Source organism: Microvirga rosea (assembly GCF_020595095.1).
In the GTDB taxonomy this organism is placed as follows: Bacteria; Pseudomonadota; Alphaproteobacteria; order Rhizobiales; family Beijerinckiaceae; genus Microvirga; species Microvirga rosea.
On record NZ_JAJDOP010000019.1, the window covers coordinates 16,233 to 39,505 of the forward strand.

18 protein-coding genes, 1 tRNA gene and 1 pseudogene are annotated in these 23,273 nt (G+C 59.0%); 4 read left to right on the plus strand and 16 right to left on the minus strand.

Features of this window, described 5'->3' with window-relative positions; translation table 11 throughout:
* Nucleotides 1-402: 402 nt before the first annotated feature.
* Nucleotides 403-2,301, minus strand: a complete 1,899-nt coding sequence (gene htpG / locus LJD17_RS22505; RefSeq protein WP_227386447.1) for a molecular chaperone HtpG — start codon at nt 2,299-2,301, stop codon at nt 403-405.
* Between the two features lie 116 nt (nt 2,302-2,417).
* Nucleotides 2,418-3,395, minus strand: coding sequence for a 3'-5' exonuclease (locus tag LJD17_RS22510; protein WP_227386448.1), 978 nt, complete (start codon nt 3,393-3,395; stop codon nt 2,418-2,420).
* 367 nt (nt 3,396-3,762) lie between these two features.
* Here LJD17_RS22510 and LJD17_RS22515 point away from each other — a divergent pair.
* Together LJD17_RS22515 and LJD17_RS22520 are read left to right on the plus strand one after the other, a co-directional pair.
* Nucleotides 3,763-3,836, plus strand: a tRNA-Cys gene (locus LJD17_RS22515).
* Between the two features lie 549 nt (nt 3,837-4,385).
* The gene (locus LJD17_RS22520) at nt 4,386-5,864 is read left to right on the plus strand and encodes a protein adenylyltransferase SelO (RefSeq protein WP_227386449.1); all 1,479 of its coding nucleotides are present in this window, start codon (nt 4,386-4,388) and stop codon (nt 5,862-5,864) included.
* Between the two features lie 430 nt (nt 5,865-6,294).
* Here the strand turns inward: LJD17_RS22520 and recD2 are convergent, their stop codons facing one another.
* The 9 genes and pseudogenes from recD2 to LJD17_RS22570 form a co-directional block, all read right to left on the minus strand.
* Complete coding sequence (gene recD2, locus LJD17_RS22530; RefSeq protein ID WP_406600867.1) at nt 6,295-8,493, minus strand: SF1B family DNA helicase RecD2; 2,199 nt, start codon at nt 8,491-8,493, stop codon at nt 6,295-6,297.
* Nucleotides 8,494-8,962: 469 nt separating this feature from the next.
* The gene (locus LJD17_RS22535) at nt 8,963-10,090 is read right to left on the minus strand and encodes a synaptic vesicle VAT-1 family membrane protein (protein WP_227386451.1); all 1,128 of its coding nucleotides are present in this window, start codon (nt 10,088-10,090) and stop codon (nt 8,963-8,965) included.
* A 6-nt stretch (nt 10,091-10,096) separates the two neighbouring features.
* The gene (locus LJD17_RS22540) at nt 10,097-10,885 is read right to left on the minus strand and encodes a phosphodiester glycosidase family protein (protein WP_227386452.1); all 789 of its coding nucleotides are present in this window, start codon (nt 10,883-10,885) and stop codon (nt 10,097-10,099) included.
* A gap of 17 nt (nt 10,886-10,902) precedes the next feature.
* On the minus strand, nt 10,903-11,217 hold the full coding sequence (locus tag LJD17_RS22545) for a hypothetical protein (RefSeq protein WP_227386453.1): 315 nt from the start codon (nt 11,215-11,217) through the stop codon (nt 10,903-10,905).
* 127 nt (nt 11,218-11,344) lie between these two features.
* Complete coding sequence (locus LJD17_RS22550) at nt 11,345-11,842, minus strand: cupin domain-containing protein (protein WP_227386454.1); 498 nt, start codon at nt 11,840-11,842, stop codon at nt 11,345-11,347.
* Between the two features lie 169 nt (nt 11,843-12,011).
* A pseudogene (locus LJD17_RS24435) lies at nt 12,012-12,484 on the minus strand (2-hydroxycarboxylate transporter family protein).
* A gap of 427 nt (nt 12,485-12,911) precedes the next feature.
* Nucleotides 12,912-13,856 (minus strand): MerR family transcriptional regulator, encoded by a 945-nt coding sequence (locus LJD17_RS22560; protein ID WP_227386455.1) that lies wholly within the window; start codon nt 13,854-13,856, stop codon nt 12,912-12,914.
* 87 nt (nt 13,857-13,943) lie between these two features.
* The gene (locus tag LJD17_RS22565; RefSeq protein WP_227386456.1) at nt 13,944-15,098 is read right to left on the minus strand and encodes an AAA family ATPase; all 1,155 of its coding nucleotides are present in this window, start codon (nt 15,096-15,098) and stop codon (nt 13,944-13,946) included.
* A gap of 10 nt (nt 15,099-15,108) precedes the next feature.
* A complete protein-coding gene (locus LJD17_RS22570) occupies nt 15,109-15,510 on the minus strand; it encodes a hypothetical protein (RefSeq protein ID WP_227386457.1) in 402 nt (133 codons plus the stop codon).
* Nucleotides 15,511-18,097: 2,587 nt separating this feature from the next.
* Here LJD17_RS22570 and LJD17_RS22575 point away from each other — a divergent pair.
* A complete protein-coding gene (locus LJD17_RS22575; RefSeq protein ID WP_227386458.1) occupies nt 18,098-19,834 on the plus strand; it encodes a hypothetical protein in 1,737 nt (578 codons plus the stop codon).
* A 60-nt stretch (nt 19,835-19,894) separates the two neighbouring features.
* On the opposite strand, the gene LJD17_RS22580 is transcribed toward LJD17_RS22575, so the two are convergent.
* The 5 genes from LJD17_RS22580 to LJD17_RS22600 all read right to left on the minus strand — a co-directional run bounded on the left by LJD17_RS22580 (nt 19,895) and on the right by LJD17_RS22600 (nt 22,246).
* Complete coding sequence (locus LJD17_RS22580; RefSeq protein WP_227386459.1) at nt 19,895-20,170, minus strand: hypothetical protein; 276 nt, start codon at nt 20,168-20,170, stop codon at nt 19,895-19,897.
* Between the two features lie 207 nt (nt 20,171-20,377).
* Nucleotides 20,378-20,869: a hypothetical protein gene (locus LJD17_RS22585; protein ID WP_227386460.1), complete on the minus strand. Its 492-nt coding sequence runs from the start codon at nt 20,867-20,869 to the stop codon at nt 20,378-20,380.
* A 96-nt stretch (nt 20,870-20,965) separates the two neighbouring features.
* Nucleotides 20,966-21,580: an HAD family hydrolase gene (locus LJD17_RS22590; RefSeq protein ID WP_227386461.1), complete on the minus strand. Its 615-nt coding sequence runs from the start codon at nt 21,578-21,580 to the stop codon at nt 20,966-20,968.
* A 230-nt stretch (nt 21,581-21,810) separates the two neighbouring features.
* Complete coding sequence (locus LJD17_RS22595; protein WP_227386472.1) at nt 21,811-22,047, minus strand: MucR family transcriptional regulator; 237 nt, start codon at nt 22,045-22,047, stop codon at nt 21,811-21,813.
* A complete protein-coding gene (locus LJD17_RS22600; protein WP_227386462.1) occupies nt 22,010-22,246 on the minus strand; it encodes a hypothetical protein in 237 nt (78 codons plus the stop codon). The genes LJD17_RS22595 and LJD17_RS22600 overlap by 38 nt, the downstream gene beginning before the upstream one ends.
* Nucleotides 22,247-22,949: 703 nt before the next feature.
* Between LJD17_RS22600 and LJD17_RS22605 the strand changes: the two genes are divergently transcribed.
* Nucleotides 22,950-23,264 carry a putative quinol monooxygenase gene (locus LJD17_RS22605; protein WP_227386463.1) on the plus strand — a complete coding sequence of 105 codons (315 nt, stop codon included), beginning with the start codon at nt 22,950-22,952 and terminating at the stop codon, nt 23,262-23,264.
* Nucleotides 23,265-23,273: the final 9 nt, after the last annotated feature.

Below are 23,273 nucleotides of genomic sequence, written 5' to 3' on the forward strand. Positions count from 1 at the left end.
GAACCTCGTTCGTCAGCGGAGGCGGATGTTTAGGCCAAGGTGTCTGAACCGAACCTGTATAGGTTTTTCAGGTCCTCGCCGCCCAGTACGTGCTGCCGAGCCAGTCGAACAGGTCTAGAAGCCACGCCATATATGGATCGCAGGCCACAGACCGGTAGTGATCTCAGCGGCCTGCGTGCCGGTGCAGGTTTCCACGGTCGCATTCAGTCGCTGCCGGAAAGCGCGGTCATCGCCATGACGCCCAATCCTCCCCAGGCAGACAAATTCGCTCGTAACCCTTCGGAAAGAACGGGTTACGGTGGCGTCGCTGGCACTGAGCTGCCGATTGGTACACACAGGCCGGACTAGGTCCGGCGAGGCGCGGCAATTACAAACCGAGCTCTCGCGTATGATCGTTTCGGTCTATCCGTTGGTAACGCACCCCTGCATGACCCGTGCAAGCCGTTGCGAAAATGCCCTCGCATCGGTCGGTAACTCGCCGTCCAGGATCCGAGCCTCGTCCAACAGCAGATGGGCGGCGTCTTCGCGCAGAGACTGCTGATCCTCCCCCAACTTGGCCAGGGCCAGGATAAGGTCATGGCGTGGGTTGATCTCAAGAATGGGTTTGGCCGCGGATGTCAGCTGACCCGCGCGGGCGAGAATCCGCTCGAGCTGGCGGTCCATGCCGGTCTCAGGGGCCACGAGGCAGACGGAACTTTCTGTCAGACGCTCTGAGGCGCGGACGTCGGAGACGCCCTCACCAAGGATCGCCTTCACGGATTGGATGAAGCTCGTCACCGCCTCCGTTGCCGGCGCGCGCGCATTCTCCTTAGTTTCAGTCAGCGGGACTTGCGCCAGGTCCGCAGCGCCTTGGGTGACCGACTTGAATGGTTTGCCTTCGTAGTCGACGCCAGCGGTGACCCAGAAACTGTCGACCGGATCGGGCAGCAACAGTACCTCGATAGCGCGCGCCCGGAAACCTTCAAGCTGCGGCGAGGTCTCGAGCCGGGCAAGATCCGTCCCGGTCACGTAGTAAATGGCGTTCTGGTTCTCCTTAAGGGAGGCGACATAATCCCTGAGCGAGCGCCATCCGCTACCAGACGCGGTGGTCTTGAACCGGGCCAGGCCGAGCAGTGTCGAGCGCCGCTCGAAATCCTCATAGAGCCCCTCTTTCAGCACCGGCCCGAAAGTCTCCCACACCTTGATGTAGGCCTCAGCATCGTTCTGCGCGAGCTTTTCGAGATCGCTGAGCACACGGCTGGTCACGCCCTTCTTGATAGCAGCCAGAAGTGGGCTCTCCTGGATCATCTCGCGCGAGACATTGAGTGGCAGGTCAGTCGAGTCGACGAGCCCACGCACGAAACGCAGGTAGCGCGGCAGGATCTCCGCCTCGTCGGTGATGAAGACTCGCTTGACGTAGAGCTTCATCCGCCCGTGACGGTCGGGACCGAACAGGTCGAACGGCGTAGAGCCTGGCACGAAGGCAAGTGCCGTGTATTCGTGGCGGCCCTCGGCCCGGAAGTGCACAGTCAGCGCGGGCTCGTCGAACTGGCCAGCCACGCTGCGATAGAAATCCGTGTAGTCCTCAGGCTTGATTTCGGAGCGTGGCTTCACCCAGAGAGCGGCACCGTCAGCGACTTCCTGTGGCTCTGCTCCGGGCTTCTCGACAAGAGAGATCGGCACGGGGACGTGGCCTGACTGATCCTTCACGATGCGTTCGAGCCGATAGCGCTCGGTGTAAGAGGCGGCGTCCTCCATCAGGTTCAAAATCACACGAGTGCCGCGGGTCGGGGCCTCATCGATGGCTGCAGAGGCGACCGTATAGGAGCCCTTACCGTCAGACGACCAGATCGTGGCCTCGTCGCTGCCGGCCCGGCGTGAGACGACGTCGACCCGATCGGCCACCATGAAGGCGGAGTAGAAGCCGACGCCGAACTGCCCGATGAGCTGAGTTCCTTCGCCTCCCTGGGCTGCCTGGATCTGGTCCATGAAAGCTCTTGTGCCCGATCGTGCGATGGTGCCGAGAGCCTCAACCATCTCGTCGCGGCTCATGCCGATGCCGTTATCCTGAATCGTCAGGCGGCGGTTGTCGGCATCAATCAGCAGTGTGATCGAAGGCTTAGGATCGTCGCCGAGCAGGCTCGGATTGGAGATCGCCTCGTAGCGCAGTTTCTCGCAGGCATCAGCCGCATTTGAGATCAGTTCGCGCAGAAACACGTCCTTGTCGGAATAGACCGAGTGCACCATCAGGTGCAGCAGCTTGGCAACATCAGCCTCGAAGGAGTGGTTCTCTGGGGCGGGCGTGGTGTCAGCAGTTTTCATGGCTTGAGATGAACCTTGTTGCTCCAGCGGGCGATGAGATGGCAGCCCACAGTCAAGATTTCAAGCCTGAAAGGCCGCGAGCAAGGGGAGCAGTCTTGAGAAATTGCTAAGGTTGATTAGCGTCCTGCCCGGAATCTCTCGAAGGCAGAGATCTTCTGGATGTAAGGCTCGACCTCGCGCCGGTAGACCTCGTGCCGGAGAAACGTGACCTCCGCCTCGCCAGCATTCTCGTCAACCTCAACCCACCACGACTTTGGCCGTCCGTCCGTGCCATCATTCCAACGGTAGCCCCGTTTCTTGAGGACATCTTTCATATCGAATGGGCTGCTCTCGGCCCAAATGCGCAGGAGCGATTTTCGAGCCGACGTCAGCAGGTGCTTGAGCGGGAGACCACCCTCAGCAGGAAGGGGCGATGCCAACACCTCAAGCAAGGCATGGCAATCCTCTACAGCACGGTGTCCCTGGTGGAACCAGCCGGACTGGGTCAGAAGGTATCCCAGCTTTGATCCCTCGAACCCGAACTCGCCCCAGGAAATCTCGGAATGGGAGCAGGCCCAGGCCTTCACCTTGAAGCTTTTGGACAGGCGCTCGCAGAAGGGCCGATCGAAGCGGGCATTGTGCGCGATAACCAGATCGGCTGGCTCGATGAACCGCTCGACTGCCTCTAGATCGAGCACTTGGCCGGTGACCATATCCGGCGTAATTCCAGTCAGACGGGTAATCTCTGCACTGATCGGCACACCCGGCTCGCGTAAAGCATTGAAACTGCCTATGACGTCACTGATGCGGCCTTCCTCATCAAAAGTGAAGGCGACCATGCCGAGCTCAATGACCTCATCCTTCGTGTGATCCAGACCTGTGGTCTCGGTATCAATGATGATGGCGATCTTTTCCCCTCGGAATGGCGCACTTTGTACTGCGATAGGGCGGGGCTGCAGGCGGCGGAGAACGCGATAGTCGCCGGTTGCTTCCAGGATCCGGGCGGCCGCCTCACAATCGGCAGCCTTGAGGGACTTGCCGCGGTATTTGGTTCGGAGGACGATTTCATCGGCGGTCTTCGCCTCGATCGAACCCGGAGGTGCCTCAAAGTCCAAAAAAAGATCAGCCTGGCCTCGCATTCCCAATCTTTCGCCCATCAACAGTGCAGGCTTTCGCGTAAGCCCCGTGGGAGAGAATAATGAGATGCAAGTCGACAGATCGTTAATGGGCGAGCCTCCGTCGGGCGCGGCGAGACGAGCGTTTGGATGGTAACGGAGAAGATCGCGGCCTTTGCCGAGGCGACAGCTCCGATTGCCGCTGGCGGATTTGCCCACAAGGCGGTCAATGGATACCGCGAGCATGTGCGGGCGAGCGCGAGGTGTTTGAGGCCTTAGCGACGAAAGCTTCACCAGGAACGAACACTTGTCCTGTCGGGGGCTCTCCATTATCAAATTGTCCTCCCATCCAGAGGACACCTCGGATGGCCTCGTGGCGGAGTGGTTACGCAGAGGACTGCAAATTCTTGCACCCCGGTTCGATTCCGGGCGAGGCCTCCAACTCTAGGCCAGGAGCTAGAACTTTGGGAACCGAGGGGTACAGTCAGACGGTGACAAAAGCGCCCGGCAGGATTTCAACCTTGCATCCCACCTCTGGTATCAGCATATACCAGCTTGTTGAGATCGTGGTGCGTCACGGGAGCCGATGGACACACGCTATTCGTTCCGTCCAGGGACAAAATCTATCGACTGCCCCGCTGGGCTGTTGTTCTGGCTGCGATCGCTGCCGTCTCACTGGGCCTCCTGCTGCTCGTCTTAGCTGCTGGACTCGCGCTGATCATCATCCCTGTTGTCATTGTCGGCGGCATAATCATGCGTTGGCGGCTTCGCCGCAGGATGGGAGAAGCAACTCGCCCCGGAGATGTGATCGACGCTGAGTACCGCATCATAGACCGGGGGCGGTGATCGACCTTCTGGCTGTGCTTGGAACGGGATCGTAGCACACTTGCGAGCGCCATGAAGCCTTATACAACCAGTTTTGGCCTCTGACCCTTGCCTTCAGCAGGGTCAGTTACGATTTCACGGAGTCCTGCCGGTGAAATCAGTCTCATGACAGTTCATTTCCCCTTCGACAACACTTATGCCCGCCTGCCCGATCGTTTTTACGCGCGCTTGGCTCCGACACTTGTCAGCGCGCCAGGACTCATTCGGCTGAACCGGGACCTCGCCCAGCAACTCCGCCTCGACCCGGATCGCCTCTCCAGCCCCGAAGGAGTTGCATTTCTGTCCGGCAACCGCGTTCCGGATGGCGCTGAGCCTATTGCCATGGCCTATGCCGGCCACCAGTTTGGGAGCTTCGTGCCGCAACTCGGCGACGGACGCGCCATTCTTCTCGGTGAGGTCGTCGACCAGAACAGTATCCGCCGGGACATTCAGCTCAAAGGCTCAGGCCCGACACCCTTCTCGCGCCGCGGCGACGGACGGGCCGCATTGGGACCCGTCCTGCGAGAATACCTCATCAGTGAAGCAATGGCAGCGCTTGGGCTGCCAACGACGCGTGCGCTCGCCGCAGTGTTGACCGGAGAAGCCGTTATCCGCGAGATGCCGCTTCCCGGGGCAGTTCTCACTCGTGTTGCCTCAAGTCATATCCGGGTTGGCACGTTCCAGTATTTCGCCGCCCGACAGGATGTTGAGGGGCTTCGTCTTCTAGCGGACTACGTCATCGGCCGACACTACCCGCACGCTGCCGAAAGCGACCATCGCTATCGCGCGTTCCTCGACCAGGTGATCGCCGCCCAGGCAGAGCTTATTGCCCGTTGGCTGCACATCGGCTTCATCCATGGAGTCATGAACACCGACAACATGTCCATCGCCGGCGAGACGATCGATTATGGCCCGTGCGCCTTCATGGATGCCTACGATCCGGCGACAGTCTTCAGCTCCATCGACCGGCAGGGCCGCTACGCCTATGGCAACCAGCCGCGCATCGGCCTCTGGAATTTAACGCGGCTGGCCGAGACGCTTCTGCCGCTCCTGTCTGAGGACGAGGAGAGGGCCGTGGCTGAAGCGAGCGAGGCGCTCGAAGCTTTCGCGAGCAAGTTCGAGGCGGCCTACCACGCGGGGCTCAGGCGCAAGCTCGGGCTACTGACGGAGCGCGAGGAGGACCCGACGCTTGCCGGTGATCTCCTGAAGGCGATGGCTGAGAACCAAGCTGACTTCACCCTGATCTTCCGGCGGCTAAGCGATGCAGCCGCTGGTCCTGAGAGAGACGAGGCCGTCCGAAACCTCTTCATTAATCCACTTGCTTATGATGCTTGGGCCACCCGCTGGCGAGAGCGGTTGAGCCTTGAGCCGCAAGGTGGTGTCAGGCGCCAAGCGGCCATGCAAGCAGTCAATCCAGCGTTCATCCCGCGCAATCATCAGGTGGAGGCGGTGATACAATCTGCGGTGGAGCAGGGTGACTTTGCTCCCTTCGAGGAGCTTTTGACGGTGCTCTCCAGGCCCTATGAGGATCAGCCAACCTTGGCCCACTATTCCGAGCCACCAGAACCGAACCAGCGCGTCTATCGGACATTCTGCGGGACATAGCTGCCTCAACAGCTTCGCGCCTGTGCCGCTCTCTAGAGATCCCGACGGAGAGCCCTCGGCATCCTATCCCCTCCCACAGCTTCTACTTCCGCCCATCACCCATTCTGCATGCCAGGCGGAGCAACAACAGCGTGCGCGAGTGGTCAGCTAACCGGGGCAGTCAAATGTTGGAACATATATTGGCGTGCTTCGTCATCCATCTCAGCTTTGAAGCCGTGTCGCTCCTTCAGCGCGCTAGCGGCATGAGCAGCCCGGCGAGCGCTGATCGCAATTGCTCCCATTCATCCGGTCATCAGGAAGCAATAAGCAGCTCTCCTGAGTGGTTGTATGGGGGCAGCGGCATGGTCTAACTAATATTACCTCGACGTGCAGATGGTGTTGAAACCTCATGCCTCGAACGCATCGTGAGAACATAAGTTTGGGCTGTTTATCAGCGAGCAGCTAACCATTCTCGCAGTTTCGTCCAGCGCCTCTTCATCTGCCCGCCCCTGACGGCAATCCCGACAGCTTTCTTCTGGCCTACCAGAACGACCAGTCGCTTACCGCGGGTGACACCCGTGTACAGCAGGTTGCGGGCCAGCATCGTGAAGTGCTGCGTAACCACCGGGATGATCACGGCGGGATATTCTGAACCTTGTGACTTATGGATCGTGGTCGCGTAAGCGGGGACAAGGGTATCGAGTTCACCGAACGGGTAGGGCACCTCCCGTCCATCAAAGGAGGCGATCAGCACTCCCTCCTCACCGTCGATCCCGACCACCGTGCCCAGATCTCCGTTGAACACCTCCCGGTTGTAGTCGTTCTGGGTCTCCATGACCCGATCTCCCGGCGAGAAGCGCCAGCCAAACCGTTCCACCTTAGATGGAGGATTGGGATTGAGCACTTCCTGGAGTTGGATGTTGAGGTTGCGGGCTCCGAGCACACCTCGGTTCATGGGGCAAAGCACCTGAATGTCCTTCATTGGATCAAGGCCGAACCTACGCGGCATGCGTTCCTTGATCATCTGGATGATCTTGGCCACACCCTCCTCGGGATCGGCGATCTCGACGAAGTAGAAGTCAGTCTCCTCTCCTGCCTTTGGGACCTCAGGCATCTGGCCATTATTAATCCGGTGAGCATTCACCACGATCCGGCTTTCTGCTGCCTGCCGGAAAACCTCAGTTAGACGGGCGACAGGAATGCGCTCCGAGGCGATGATATCGGCCAGTACCTGCCCTGAGCCGACGGAAGGTAACTGATCCACGTCGCCGACCAGCAGCAGACCAGCCTCAGCGGGGATAGCCTTGGTCAGGGCGTTCATCAGCGGAACATCCACCATGGAAGTCTCGTCCACTACCAAGAGATCGCAGTCGAGTGGGTTCTCCTCATTGCGTGAGAAGCCACCGTGCTCGGGATCGATCTCCAGGAGGCGATGGATCGTCTTGGCTTCCAGACCGGTCTGCTCTGTCATGCGCTTGGCCGCTCGCCCTGTGGGCGCGGCCAACGCGACCCGAACGCCTTTCGCAACCAGCAGACGCAAGATCGTATCGAGGAGAGTCGTCTTGCCGACACCAGGACCACCTGTCACTACCGCCATCTTAGAACCAAGCACCAGTTTTAGAGCCTCGCGCTGCGAGACTGCCAGGGTCTTGTCAGTGCGGCCTTCAACCCATGGAACAGCTTTGTCGAGGTCGATCTCGGGCCAGGGTGCTGGACCAGACGTTCGCTCAATCAACCGAGAGGCAATCGCCTGCTCGGCCACATGGAGCCCTTTCAGGAACAGGCAGGTCTCGTCGCCAATTGAGTCCGAGACGATTTCGCCCTTGGACAACTCATCGGCTATGGCGGTGCGGATCAGGGCCTCATCGACTTCGAGAAGCTGCTCGGCCAGTCGGCTGAGAGCATCAACCGGTAATGCGCAGTGGCCCTCGTCCGTCGCCGTTTGGAGCGCGTACGAGATACCGGCGCGGATACGCTGGGGGGCTGTCTTCTCCATCCCGAGCTTGACCGCGATGGCATCAGCGGTCCGGAAACCGATGCCGCGCACGTCCTTGGCCAGGCGGTACGGGTCATCGGTCATGACGTGGACGGACTCAAAGCCGTAGGTCTTGAAGATGCGCACCGCACGAGCAGTACCGACCCCGTGTGCGTGAAGGAAGACCATGATCTCCCGCACGGCTTTCTGCTCGGCCCAGCCCGCCACGATGCGGGAGGCCCGCATCGGGCCGATTCCAGGCACCTCGGTCAGGCGCTCAGGTGCCGCCTCTATAATCTCAAAGATGTCCACGCCAAAGGCAGCAACAATCCGCTTGGCCATGGCCGGTCCGATGCCGCGCATCTGGCCTGAGGACAGATACTTCTCAATGCCCTCGGCACCGGTCGGCGGAGTGGACTTGAGCACCTCAGCCTTGAACTGCAGCCCGTGGGCGCGGTCGCTGATCCAGAGCCCACTCGCGGTGATCCACTCGCCTGCGGCCACAGCAGGCGTATGGCCGACGACTGTCACGAGATCGCGCTTGCCTCTCGCATGCACCTTTAGGACAGCGAAGCCGTTCTCCGCATTGTGGAACGTGACGCGCTCGACTGAGCCTGCGAGCGTCTCAAAGACTGGCCTCTGATCAACTTGTGAGGGTCGAATCATCTGGTTCACGGCGCCTGCCAGGAAAGGTTCCTGAACTCTCGGACTGTATCCCTGAATAGCACCACTGACGCGGATGCTCTCCCTAGATTGTCATCAGATGTTCTTGGTTCGTTTCAAGGCTTTTTTACGGCCATTCCGGTGGACACAAGCTCGATGAGAGGAAGTTCACTGGTTTGGTTGTAGTGCTCGCTAAGCAAGTGTCGAAACCGAGCATTCGCAGAGTTCTGTCCGGCTCCATAGGAAAATATAGATATGATTAACGATTGATTAGCGAAGCGATACTCAGGGGCGGCTACAGATTGGGAGAGAGGAATAGAAAGTGGGTCGGATGGCAAACAGTCTTCAGTAATCTCCGATACCGAACTCCTGCGCCGGATCGGTCAAGATCTCCGCTCGATTTAAGTGGACGTTATCAGGCTGGCTCTCCCACAGCGCATCCAGGCAACTCTGGCACTGATCGATCGGAAGCAGGGGCTCACTAAATGTGCACCTCGTGCGGTGCACCACTGAAGATGGTCGGCACTGTGCGCAAGACTAACTTGCCGGTGGTTTCGCCTGACTCCAGAACTCGGTGAGCTTGAGCCACATCTTCCAGCGCAAAAGAACGAACCTTCGGCAACCGAATGTCCCCTGCCTCTACCCAGGCGGTGAGATCGTTCACAGCCGCGTGCAGCAGGTCGGCGCGCGGCAAGAGAAACGACAAATTGAACGCCACGACACTCTTGTTGTCACTTGTCATCGACAAAGGACTGAAGCGCGGCATTTTTAGCATTCCGAGGGCCGCTTTAAGGTAGTTAATGCGCCCACCCTTTTTGGGCAACAAACTATGAAAGCCATAGACCAGCAGCTTACCTGTGGGCTTCAGATGCGCGTAACTTTGCCCGAGGGTCTCAGGGCCGTTCGCGTCAAAGATCAAATCGTAGCCGTCAGGGCATACACGCTTGGCTTCATCCCAGAGTGACTGAGTGGATTTGTCGATCACGGCGTCCGCGCCGAGCCGGCGCACATACTCGACCTTGTGACTTCTTCCCACTACGCCAGTCACGTGCAGGTTGTGCAACTTGCATAGTTGCACAATCGCTGAACCTACTCCACCGCCGGCCGAATGCACGAGGACCCTCATGCCGGGCCGGATCACCACGTTCTGCAAAAGTCCGTGATAGGCTGTGAGATGGACGGCCAAGAAGCCAGCCGCGGCCTCGAAGTCCAGAGCCTGCGGCTTAGGCCATACTAAATCTTCCGGTGCGCACACGTGGGTGGAGTAGCCGTTGAAAAGAGTGACACCGAAGACCGCATCCCCTGGCCTCACATTCTTGACCTCCCGGCCAACGTCTTCCACCCAGCCTGAATATTCGAAGCCGGGCGTGATCGGCCAGCCCACGAATCGCCGCGCGGACTCGTACACGCCCCAACGAACACAGATGTCAGCATAGTTTACACCCACTGCCTCGGTGCGGATCAAAACCTCCCGACTGGCAGGTTCGGGCACAGGATGAGTTTCGAGCTTAAGCTGCTCGTAACCGCCCGCTTTATGAATGACCACTTTGTGCATGGACGCTGGAGACATCGCCTTTTCACCCACAGCTTCAACCTGAAATGTCCTCATTGGCCCCTATGGGCGTCGGCGTGAGGCCCCGACCATCGGCCCCATAGGCATGAACGTGTCCATCCTCTTCAATGAAGGGGCATAGAGGCTAGAGACACTTCCATCCAGGAACAGAGCATTCGCGCAGCCTAACTCGTCCCGGAACAAGCGAGCGAATGTGCTAAATGTGACCGGGTCATCTGAAATCGCAAACACGATCACGTCTTGGCCTTTCACGCCAACACCGTTCCGGATCTTTCGTGAGCTGCTTTGTTCTGAAAACTGAGGGTGGATTTGCCCATTGATGACGAGCATCGGGCCCGATTGCGTCGCGAAGTCAGGCCTGACTTTCCGCTTCAGATAGGCTCCTGTCTCAAGCACGCCTGCCTGATAGCCTTTGACGTAAAAGATGCCATTAGGCATGAGGTGGAAGTTCCCGGGACCGTTGCGGGTGTTGACGGCCTTCAGCTCTTTTCCGTTTTCAACGTAAAGTCCCACTGGCGAACGATCCTTATGGTACATGCCCGCGTTCATCGCGACTGCAAGGCGTGAGCCCTCTGGGGTCTCTTTCAATCGGTTGAACGAGCCAAGTACCTCCCCGTCCGGCCCGCGCCAGAACAGCCTCACCTCGTGTTGTCGGAGGTTCACAGTGCAAACCACAAAGGTGCTGTCAGCATATTGGACTGGCCGACACAGATCACTGTCGGGCTGAGCTGCTACTTGTCCAGCAAACAGTCCAAGAGAAACGAGCGCCGTAAACAGGATGGTGGTCGTCCGAGAGAACGCTCGACACAGAGTGAGGATGATAGATTTCATGTGCAACTTAGGTCCCTTCAGTGTCCATGATACCGTTCTCGCAGATGGGTGCGGAAGATCCCCGCAGTCAGTGGTTGCGGGTCTCGCAGGTAAGCGCACTGCCAATCATCGAGCCGGTAGCTGTCTTCATCCACTCGAGCCAGCAGCTCACCCGTGTTAAGCACAGTGAGCACATCATGTGCGGTTCCTTTTAGCATCGCGAGTTGGTGCGAATGGCTGTCGGCAGCCCCTTCCAGCTTCATGGTCTCAGCGCTCCAATGCAGAATACCGATCCCGTCCTCGATCAAACTGATGCGTGCAATTCGTTCTAGCAGCGGGTGGTTGACCTGCATTTGGACGTGAACTCCGTACTTGGCGCCGATCCCGCCAGCTTTGCGGGGAGGCAAGTGGCTCTGCAATCAGCCTGGGGAAGGTACCGAGCTGTTACTAACGTGTGGGGTTTGCAGTTCCGGAATGCCCTTATTCCGGCTGATTGTGGATCGGGTCGACCCAATAAACCTCCTCCGGCTTTTCGACAGGATCCACGTCGGTGATGTTCACGACGACGGCCTCGTTATCGCTGCGCACGAGAACGCATTCGAGGGGCTCATCCGGGTTGGCGTTGATCTCCTGATGAGGCACGAAGGGCGGCACATAGATGAAGTCGCCAGGCCCAGCTTCAGCAACGAACTCCAACCGTTCGCCCCAGCGCATGCGAGCCTTGCCTCGCACTACATAGATCACGCTTTCCAACTCGCCGTGGTGGTGCACTCCAGTCTTGGCATTCGGCTGAATGGACACCGTACCGGCCCAGATCTTCTGAGCTCCGACCCGCGCATGATTGATCGCGGCCTGCCGAAACATGCCCGGGGTCTGAGCTGTGTTTGGATCGAGGCGGTCACCTTTGATCACTTGAACGCCGTGGTGCTTCCAGTGGTCGTGCTGATCATGGGATTTGTCTTGATTGTCATCTGTCATGGTGCCCTCCGAGACGATTGCCTTCCATCCTTGTTCTGGAACTAGCCGCCCAAGACGGCAGCAGGTGGCTCGACGAGTGAGCCCTGCCCCCATCTTAATGGGATACCCGCTCCAGTGTTCCCCTCCGGCCGCTCGCTGCGTGAGCGGGTTGGCGCGCCTTGCGTCACCTTCAATCTTTGTTCCGTCTGGTCTGGTCATCAACGGGCGCGGATTGTGTAGCGGCGGGCGGCTGGAGATCATTGGGGATCCGAAGCCGGCTTGAGCTTTTCATGGTTCCAGAGCGGTTTTGCCAGGTAAAGTCGAGCAGTGCCGCGCAGAAGATAGCGACCAGGTTGCCGACTACGATGGCGGGAAGCATTAGGGCGAGGGTGGTTCCAGGCGGCCCGAAGCTGCTGGCATAGCCGGCGGACAGCGGAATAGCGCCGGCCGTGATGCCCCGCCCAGGATCGGGACGACGATCAGGAGCAGCGAGTGGGACGGAGCGAGGCCGAGCAATGATCCCGCCGCGGTTCCAACACATAGGGCCAGAAGGCTGCCGAGCATCAATGGGACAATGATCTTCAGAAACCTTGCGCCGAGATCGTGCGGGCTGAAAGCGGCAACGCTCCCGAAGATAACAATTGCGATGAACCAACCGAGGATGTCCGTTCGTCCAAACTACTCTCCAACCCACTCAATAGATTCGGGATTGATCTAGGCCCGATGGACGATGAAGGACGGCGCAGAGATTGCCAGAACTGTATCGAACCCAGACCTGGTGAGGGCTGACGTCGGCTTCATCGCACCTTCACTGTAGATGCTGGTAAGACCTCAATCCTTACCTGTTAAGATTCGGCGTCACCGGGCGCAGGCCAAGCGCGCTACAGTGCCAAGCGGTTTTCGTGTGGCTCGTCCAAATCGTCGTCATGGCTCTAGTCCTCCCATGCGCACGGAGGGGAACTGCTACTGACATCTCTAAATTGCAGGACACTGACATTTAGAGATGTCAGGGAGTTGGGCTGGGTCCTTAGGCGCAAGCAGCGGCGGAACTGTCAATATTGTGCAGCCGCGCTGCGGCAGAGCTACATCATTATTTGTCGTGGAAGCTTCGCGTCAGATGATGCGTCATAGCCGCAATGATCCAGTGGTACTCCTCACCCCGCGCCAGGGGACCACTCTCGCCCCTGAGGATCGCCAGGAGTTCATAGTAACGGATGGTCCGGACCTGGTGTTTGCGGTATTGGTCCAGGTGCCATTGCAGGAAAGCCGCGTCCGGCTCACGTCGCATGGCCCGGGCCGAACTCTCCAGCCATTCCTGAGCGAGCTTGCGTCCTGTCTCAGAGGTCAGATCCTGACCCTGATCTATGGCCTCTCGAACCCTGCCCATGGTCTCAGACGACGCCTGCTCATAGGCATGCGGATCGAACTCTGGGCTCCACATGCGCTCGAAGCTGGCCCGCATCTCGGCGATGTATGCCTTGTCCGTGACCATCGCCATGATCTCGTTCCAAGCATCAATCTGCTCAGGCGTTGGGGCTGCGGGCAACTCCGGCATGGTCTGCTCGATCATCCGGCGCTTCCAGGCTGGATCCATCTCCACTCCGCTGGTTACCTGCTCGTACATGCGTTCAACCGCATCCCGCAACTGGGTCTGAGAGTAAGCTGTCATGGTCCACAATCTCCTTAGGTCGGCTTCCGTGGGGTTGGGAATTCTGAGCGTGGTTTGCAGAACTGCGGCGATACGCTGCTTGGTGGCGATCTCCGCCTCTAGAGCCTGAAGCCGGATCTGCAGAACATCTACCAAGGAGAGCTTGCGCCTGAGGATCTTGCCGATCGCGTCAAGGCTAATGCCAGCCTCCCGTAGGGCTTGGATCAGGTCGAGCCGAGCCAAGTCTTCATCTGAATAAACTCGGTAGCCGCTCTCCGTCCGAGCCATTGGGGGCAGTAGGCCTTCATCCGAGTAGAACCGGATCCGACGCACGGACAATCCGCTTAGGCGGGCAATCTCGCCAATGGTGTAGGGTCTGTTGCTCATGACAGCCTTGTACAGGCTCCACTTGGTGGAGGGTCAAGACATGGGCGAGCAACCTCTAAAATGCCCTGCACCATGGGCATTGACACCTCAGCGTATAGGCCATTTCCACACGGGGGCGGCATCATTGGTTACAATTGTCTCGCCCAAGTGCTTCTCCAGGATCACGGCTTTGGCGGAAACCTCCTGGCGGAGCCCCGCCACAAGGTCTTTTGCATGCGAAACCAGGATGATCTGCGAGCGCTCCGCCGCCTTCCCAATCAGCCGAGCCAGTGGCACAAGGAGATCAGGGTGCAGACTTGTCTCCGGCTCGTTGAGAACCATGAACTCCGGTGGTCGAGGAGATAAAAGAGCTGCCACGAGCAGGAGGTAGCGAAGGGTTCCGTCCGACAGCTCCGCCGCCTTGAGGGGCCGAAGCAGTCCATGCTGGTACATCTCGAGCTCGAAGTACCCATCAGCCACCCTGATCTCCAGTTGCGCCCCTGGAAAGGCATCCTCAACTGCGTCGGTCAATCCCCTGGCATCGCCGATCTCGGTAATCGTCCGAAGGGCTGCCGCCACATCGGCTCCGTCACCAGCGAGCACTGGCGTATAGGTGCCAACCTGTGGCCTGCGGGCGGGTGCATCACGATCCGTGCGCAGATGGTCGTAGAACCGCCACCCCCGCATCCGCTCGCGCAGCAGCAGGAGTTCGATGGCATCATGAGGATCCGCGCCATGGGTCATCATGCTGTCGGAGGAGGCGAGGTCTGGGAGGACTTGGCCCCACGCACCGCTATCCGTCCGGATCCGGACCGTCGGTCCGCGACGCTCCGCAAACATATTGGTGCGCCCCAGCACTTCGCCGGTCCAGACGGCCTCCAGCTTAATCTCAGGATCACGGGAGAAATAGGACGTTGAGGGGACTGGCAGCCCCAGATCTATGGCATAGCCATAGTTTGGACCTGAGAATCCGAGCTTGAGACTCACAGGCGCGCCTCGTCGCGTTCCCTGGATTGGCTGCGTCCCGGCCTTCATCTCCCGCGAAAAGCCCTCCGGTCCAGCCCAGAGTGTCGACTGAAGTCCCCCTTCGGCTGCCAAAGATTGGATGATCCGCCCTTGAGCGATGTCAGCCAAGAGCCGCAGGGCGCGGTACAGGCTGGACTTACCGCTCCCGTTGGCTCCTGTAATGATGTTGAGAGGCCCCAGTTCGAGCCTGACATCACGTAAGGAGCGATATCCTGAGACAGCGAGGCGTGTGATCATAGACCCGTTGCTAGCCTGAAGGTCGACATCCTTCAACACAGGCAGGCAACTTGGCAGCCATATTGTTAGGCTGATCAATCACCATAGGACGGCTCACTAACTGAACAATGACCAACTCGGCGAATTCCTCCGGCTCTGCCATGAAGCCTGGAGCACTTGTTCCGCTCTGCGCTTTGACGAAGAATAGGGCGTTCAGCGCGACCGCGAAGTGCCGTGCCAGCCTTCCTTCCGCGTCAACACGCCCGGTGGTCACTTCGGAATGGAGGGTCTGAAAGCCTGAGGCGGCGCGGATGTAGGCTCCGTCGAGGCCAACGATCAGCGGCCCACCCTGTGACAGGCTCACGCAACGCGGGCTGGCATGGTCGCGTGCCTCGATACGATTGGTGATCTCGGCTAATTTCCGGGACGCCACTGTTCTTGTCCACCGCACGATTAAGGGCGGCGCCGAGATCATAAATGTCGGTCCAGATTGCTTCTGAGCCGACACAGGGTTCGCAGGGGCCCGCTTTTGAGCCGGCGCGCTGTCGTTTTGAGACGGAGGTGGCGTTGGCTTCCCGGCCGACGCCGGAGCGTGTTTCGGACGGTCAGCCGTCACGGGGGCAGTGCTGGCCGTGCCTATCTTCGACGCAAGCGGGTCTTCGACCGGGGCAGAAGGGGCGACGGGGTCACAGCAACAGGCTTTTTGTCAGGAACCTGCGCGGGTGATTTGATCCGAGAATTAGATTCAGCCGAGCCCGGCGCCTTTGTTACATCCGGTTTCGATTGAGACGGACCTGCGGTAGAGGAGGGGTCGTTGATCGCCTCGGGCTTCTTCGGAGCCGACCCACCGGCATGTTGTGGCGGTGCCTTCTTGTTTTGCGAGCTCCAGGCGGGCTTTGGGAAAGGATCCGCCGGAAAAAGGCGCCGCGGTTCGAACTTGGGCTTCTCAGGTCTCCGGCGTGATTACCAGAGTGTCAGATCTGAACGAGGAAGCCATTTTCTTATCCATTTGCACCCAATTAGAGTGCTGCGTCAGATTCCATTTGTCTATCCATTCTTATCCATTTTTAGTCCAACCGCTCCTGTTCGACCGTTCAGCCCTAATACAGGGCAGTAACGGGTCTATGTCCCGGTTGGGCACCGAGGTCCGTGCAGGGCGATTGAGAGGCCTGACAGCTCTTCGAGCAGACCTGATGCACCACTAGTGCGAGTGCAACAGGTCAATCGATTTAAGTGACAATGACCACATACAGGGGAGGGGCAAAGTCACCCGACCCGAGCCGGGACAGGGCAGCGTGCTGCCAAAATAAGGCATCAAAAATCAGAGGGAGAGGACCACGCCGGGACGCTGCCGGTCAGCAACCCAGCCGGACGCCGGATACAGCCGGCAGCCCGATTTTCGATGCCTTAAATGCCGCTCTCAGCGGCGTCGCCAGACATCCGAGTGGAGATAAGCGTGAGCCGCCGCTTGGACCCCTCGAGGTGCATTTTGTGGCACCGATCGGATCCGGACCGAAGCTCTATGACACCTCATGAGCCCAAGCCCGGGAGGGCTGCAGCAGGAACTCAGGATCCCAAAGACCGACAGGTGCCGGAGGCCGAAATATGGACCGTTGGGGCCAAGCAAAAATGATGCGCCCGTGAGGGTGCGTCATTTTTGCGGTATTGAGCCTATTTTCTGGGAGCCTTTTTCCATAGGAAGATCGACCTATGGGCTGTGTCGGCTCTCCTGAGCCGCGGTGATCTTCCAAGGACCTGCGAAGCGGGCAGGGAGCGTGATCGCGGGCCTCCGGCCGGGATCCGCATCGGCACCCGCATGGGAGCCGGCTCTGGGCAGCTCACGATCTTCGGATCTGTGTGAGAGGCCTTCTTATGCGTCAGCCTGGCCGGGAAAGGCGTCGGGTTATCCGTAAGCCTGATCGGACAGAACGCTCTCGAGCGTCTGGGACAGGGGTTTGGGGCGTCAGCCACAGGAATCCCGCAGGGATTTGCAGCGGCCGCCAGACGAAGGCGGATCGCGGCTAAGCCGTTGTCACAGCGTCAGTTTCATGGGGGAGGTTCTGGGAGCTTCCCTTGATAGCGCCGGCCGATACGAGCGTCTGCTCAGCAGGCCTGGCGCTCTTTCCAGGGGCCTTTCTTGGGAAAGCTCGCTGTAGCGGGCTCTGGAGGGCTGTGGAGCCTTTAGGGCGCCAATCCTCCTCCGGCAGCAGGATAAGCCCTCCACGGGCTTCCTGCAGGATTTGAAGCGGCATCGATAGCAAATCCTTATACCGCAAGGCCTTCACGGCGAAGGAAATCGGAGCCGGGGACAGGCGGATGCGCGGCAAGCGCGGATTCGCATAAGGTATCTTATGGAACCTAAGTAACTGATTTCATTAAGGTATTAACCTTATACCATCCGTCCAGAACGTCAACGGATGTGCTGCGGCCGGCCCTGTTATGGCGTCTCGACCGCTGCATGAGCTCTTAGGCAGGAAAAATCGAATGAATTTCTCTGCCTAAGGGCACCGCGAGCCCTTTCTTCGTCAGGGTTCCGGATCGCGAGTGCAAATGAAGACCGGCTTGCATTGCCGGTTACAAACCCTGCCGCTTAGGGTGCAAATAGCTCACAGGTCGAATTTTCGAGCCTTAGGTTGACGCTGTCGGTCGATCATGAGGCGCGTGCTTTAGGCCGGAAAAATCCTGCCGTTAATTTCTCCGGCCTTGAGGCGAAGAAGTGACGCTTCTTAGGGTGACAATCTCAATCCAGATATTTTTCCGGCCTAATCCGAGAACGGTCCAAAAGGCGGCATGAGAGGTGCCAACCACACGGAACGGATTTTTACGGCCTTACGGCTTTCGATACGTGGCGAAGAAACAAGGGTGAAAAAAACAAATCGAGCGCGTTTTCGCTAGCGCAAGCAAAAACGGAGCTCTTTCTGAGCGAAACGTTAGGCCGGAAAATTGACGCGCGATTCTCCGCACCTTAAAATTTTTCGAGATCAAAAAATCCGCGTGCCGGCGGAAATTGGAATTCAATAATGCCTCTTGCCGAAAACTACCGTTGGGGAACCGAGCGTCCGAACGCGCGCATCAAACGGCTGAGCGCGACGTCGCTTCCGAATGCGGACAAGGACATCGAGAAAGCGCAGCTGGCGCTCCAGCGCGCGATGGCACAGCGCGATGCGATCGTTGTCGAGATCGCGGCGGTGGAATACACGATTCCGGACGGTCGTTATGACCGGGATCGCGGCAATGCGCTGGCGGCCCAGGGATACAATCCCTATCAAGGAGCAGGCTCTGCGATTGGTGACCGGCGCAGTCGCGGCCGTCCGCGAAAGTATTCTGCCGAATGTCCGCCGCCGCCTCGTAAGAGCCGGGCCAAGACAGAGGCCGGGTTGGCGCGTGCCGCGAAGGGCTTGAACCGCAGGTCACCGCGGGCGCCTCGTGCGAGTGCGTTGAACGCAGCGCATGTTTCAACCGTCACGGCCTCCCCTTCCCGCACCCCGTTGCCGAAGTTTGCGCCGGATCTGGGACGGAAGCTCCTGGAGTCCACACTCGCCGGCTCGGCCACGATCGACGCGATCGGCCCGGCCGATGTATCGCTGCCGGACATTCCGGCGGGCGAGGTCACTTATGAGCAGATTGTGGACGCCGACGCTCCTGGTGATTCGGTGGCGGAGGCCATCCGCCTCCCGGCCACAACGCCGAAGCCGGGGGATGAGTTGTTTGCAGCTCCGCCCGATCTTCCGGCTGAGATGGGCGACGGCGCCGTTGCGGCGTCAGGCGGCCTGGTCCTCGACGGCGGCGTCGAGCCGTTCGAGCCCGGGTTCCTTGACGAGATCGAGCTCGGAACTTTGACGATCTTTGTCGAGGATCATCACGAGCTGGTGTTCTACCGCCGAGGCGAGGATGGGATTGCCTGTCACGATTATGATTTTTCGGATCCGATGGATCGCAGCAAGGCCAAGCCGTGGCTGCTTGAGATGTTCCCGATGTTCGGATTGCGGCTCTCGGAGCACCTGCAGCCGCCGCCGTATCAGTTCCGCCGGTTTGCCGATTTGACGGACGATGAGGCTCGGGCCTGGATCGATGCCAGCATCGAGCTCAAGCTGTCGTATCAGATGATGAGCTATTTCCGGCGCTCGCCCTTGTCGGCAAAGCGCCTGGTCGACGAATATAATTACGTGTTCGCGAAGGACATGTGGTTGGAGCAGTACCGCCGTCTGGCGTGGCCGTTCATTCAGCAGCGCCTGATCGACGTGGAACTCTTGGCCCACCGGGTCAAGCAAGGCGAGATGACGCTGGAACAGGCAAAAGTCCTGTTCACGTATCAGGAGATGGGCGCGCTGCGGGCCATGCCCGGCCCGGTCCAGGATCTGTATTATCAGATCGTGGACGCCATGGACTGGTTCGAGGGCTTCTCGCCCCGGGACCTGCTCCATTGGCGCGGTCTTCGCGAGCCGGGCTTCTTGTTCCGGCATAGGGACAAGGACGGGTTCGCCCGCTGGATGTATCCGGCGCACCTTTATGATGCCGTCCGCGATCTCACCATCGTCGACCGCGGCTTTGTGGTATCGATCCCGATGCTCAGCGACGACATCGTCACGTCCGCATTTGATGTCATGTTGTGGGAGGCGATCCGACGGTCGGATGTCTGCGAGGAGGAAAAGGAGTTGGCCCGTCGCCACTTTGATCTCTCCGCGGAAAACCCGATCTCGGCCGATGCGCCGCGGCTGCTGATCGCGCGGGAGCCGGATTTGGTCGAGCGGCCATGAAAAAAGGGCGGGAGGCGAAAGCCCCCTGCCCTGTCGGTGTACGATGGTGTGTTGCTGGGATCAGGCGGCCGAGATTTCGGCGCCGGGCCCGCCCTTCTGAAGAGCGAAGTTGGCAACCGCCAGAAGCAAGCGGGCATCCCGGTCGCCCGCGATCGTCAGCCGTTGCTCGGCCTTTTGCTTGAGATCGGCGGCCGGCACGCTGATGCAGAACCAGTCGGGCTCGCTCGACTTGTAGCCAAGCGCCTCGAAGGCCCGGATGGCATGGCCCGCGGTCCAGCTGAGGCTGTATTCACCCTCGAACTCGTTGCAGACCGCAAGATGCGGGCCACGGTTCATCCAGTCGTCATCGCCGGAATCGATCAGCAGGGTGAAACCGGCCGCAACCGTCTCCTCGACGATCCTGGTGACTTTGGCTGCGAGCTCGGGCGCCAGCGTAGCTCAGTCCTCAGAACCGCAGCGGCAATCGGTACGTCCAAGGCTTGTTTCGCGGCAGCACTTACCGTGTGAAGAGATCTCATTCAGGGCAGCATGGTCAGATCGGAATCATGATGTCGAACCGTGCTCGGGCTTCTTCCATGGGACAAACGAGACGTAGCTGAATGTGAAGAACAGCAGAGATAGTGATTTCTGTGACGCCAGAAGCATTTCCTGCGGTTCTCCTGTCTTGACGTCGTAGACGAGTGAGCAGCTCTGCCCCGTCTGATCCGGCTGGGTTTCTCCCCACATCAGTTCGACGCCAATGGACCCAGGCGTGTGGGTCACGATATATCCGCCGATCTTGTGCGAGGTCGGAACATTTAGGCTAAGTGTCTTCTCCTTTGTCTCTCCCTTCATCTCAACATCGCCGATACCGGCTGCGTGCCCTTTGAAGCCCGATCCGCGGCTCTTAACGCTGCCTTTAAAGGAAAGGCGGGTGCTCGGGGCGACTGGGATCAGCTCGATTAAGCGGCGAGCGTCATTCGAGGAGAATGTCGCGCCATCCATAACCAGGCGGTCAATGATCGCATTCGCTTCGAGACGGATATGGATATCCATTGTTGGTTTCCTTATGGGATTTTCTATATGCAGTCTGCACTGATCTCTCCACTCAAAGGAGTCTTCCTGAACGTTGGGCGAAAGCCCACTCTCGGTTTATGAACTCGCCATCGCCGACAAGAAATCATCAGGCAGTTCTCCAATCTCCTCAAGGTGTGACGCGGCGTATCTCTCGAAGGTCGAAATCGGCATTGCCGGCATGCCGATGGCTCGTGGCCCTTCAATATCAGCTGCTGGTGTATCTCCGACAAAGAGCACCTCGGCTGGATGCCGTTCGAGACGCTCGCAGACGAGTCGAAATATGCTCGGATCAGGCTTGGCCAGCCCCACTTCGTAGGAGAGGACCACCGCATCAGGGGTGTCCGGGAGCGTGGCTAACAGGGGTGGACCGTACGGCAACGCCAGATTCGAGCAGACGCCTATGCGGGTCCCCTTCTGACGCAGGCTTTGCCAGATCGCTTCGATCCCTTGCCGCAGGCGGATTGAATCGCATTCAGCCCGAAGATCCTGTTCGATCCTGGCCAGGTCATCACTGGCCAGCTTGTGGTTGAGCCGCGCTGCGACCTCTTGCAGACCGAGTGGCTTTATGAGGATCTCTTCAGCCGGAATGCAAGCCCCCCTGCCCTGCAGCAAGGCTCGGAAGGGGCGCCGCTTATCGACAATCTCAACCAGTGTCCCGAAGGCATCAAAGCAGATCGCGCGAATTCTCATTCTTTCGGCTCCTGAGTTCACATTGGCTTGCGACTGACCCGCTCGCCGCGCAGGCATCGAAATAGTCAAGCATGGGCTGCACGGCCGTCACTATCAAGGATCGCTCCAGCCTGCTCCGTTGACGCGAGGTTCGGCAGAGTTCTTCCATCGGGCTTGAGCAAACTCCTACCGCAGGTGGTGGCCGGTCTATCAACCGGCAACCGGACAAAGTCTCTCTGCCTGGGAAGTGCTCAGTCCCGGCGCTTACGTGGCCGTCCACGACCGCGGCGCTGCGAGGCTGGCTGCCGCGCGACAAAGTCGCGCCGCTCTCTCTCATCAGGTGCCACCATGGGATAGTCATCCGGAAGGCCCCATTTCTGACGATACATGTCAGGAGTGAGGCCCAGATCGCGCAGGTGACCGTAGAGTTGCTTATAGGGACGGCCGTTCTCATTTGAGATGATGACATTGCGCCAGACCCCCCGGATGGCGGTTCGTCTTCCGCATTAGCTCTTCCGCTGAAGAGCCAAGGCTGGAACTCTGCTGCCCAGTAATGTCATTGACGATGTCCTGCAGGCGCTTGTCCCAAAGTGGATCAATGGGATAACCGTCACGTGGCATGGTGAGTGCGAAAATGACAGCCCAGCGAACAATCTCTTCGAAGCTATAGGTGATATAGTTTGGCAAAGTATCCTCTTTGACAATGCAAAACCTCCATTCGGAGGCTATTGAAATGAAATCCGAGCGGTCTTCTCAGCTGCTCGGCCAATGAATGAGCGTCGCCAGAAGGCGCGCTAAAGTAGGCCCGATCGATCTGAAGGGCGGGTCTCCTTTTCGAATTTGAGATTGGTCTGTTCAGTTGGCTCAGCGTTACGGGTGCTGGCACAACCAGGAGCCTTGTGAGCGGCACCTGGTTGATTCCCCTTGATTACGTTCTCTGGCAGAGTAGATGCGATCAGGCCTCGTTAGGCGCCCTCGTCGCTCTTGCTTGAGGTGATGTCCCGTAAGCCTGCATATACCTCATCGGCAGATGATTTGTGCTTTCATCATCGCGCTGGGTCAGCGCGTTACATTTTCTGGGATTTTCAACCCGTCTTCTTTCACCCCTTCTTCACTCTTCAGATTCGAGCCCGCCGAACTCGTTACGGCACCGATAGTCGATGGACCGTGAGCTCTGTTACGCGGATCCCGGGACGGCCTCTTCCTGCCTATCCTCAGTCCTCCAGCCTACGAGCCATATTCCAGGAAGGTCACCTTTCAAAAGGGAGACCAGCAGGGCGAGAATTTTTGTGGGGAGACGTCACAACCATGGAAGCTCACTCGTCATAGGAGCAGATGGCTGCGGTTGCGCCGCAGAACATCGCAACATTAGGACAATTCAGAGGTTCCGATGAACAAAGCCGCTCTTCTCATTACGCACAGAACCCTTCCCGGAAAACGTGACGCGGTTCGTCAGGTCTGGGAGAGGCACCTTATGCCCAACATTGCCAGTAACCCCGCGCACGAGGCCTACTTCTATTGCTACGACGACAAGGATCCCGATGTGATCTGCGCCTTCCAGCAGTATAAGGACCGCGTGTCGCCGCAGGACTTCGTCAAGGCGCCGTGGTATGCCGCCTACATCGAGGACGTCACGCCCCTCATTTCTGGAGAACCGGAAGTCCGCGCCATCACCCCGGTTTGGGTGAAGACTGGGTCGAACTGACGTGGGGAG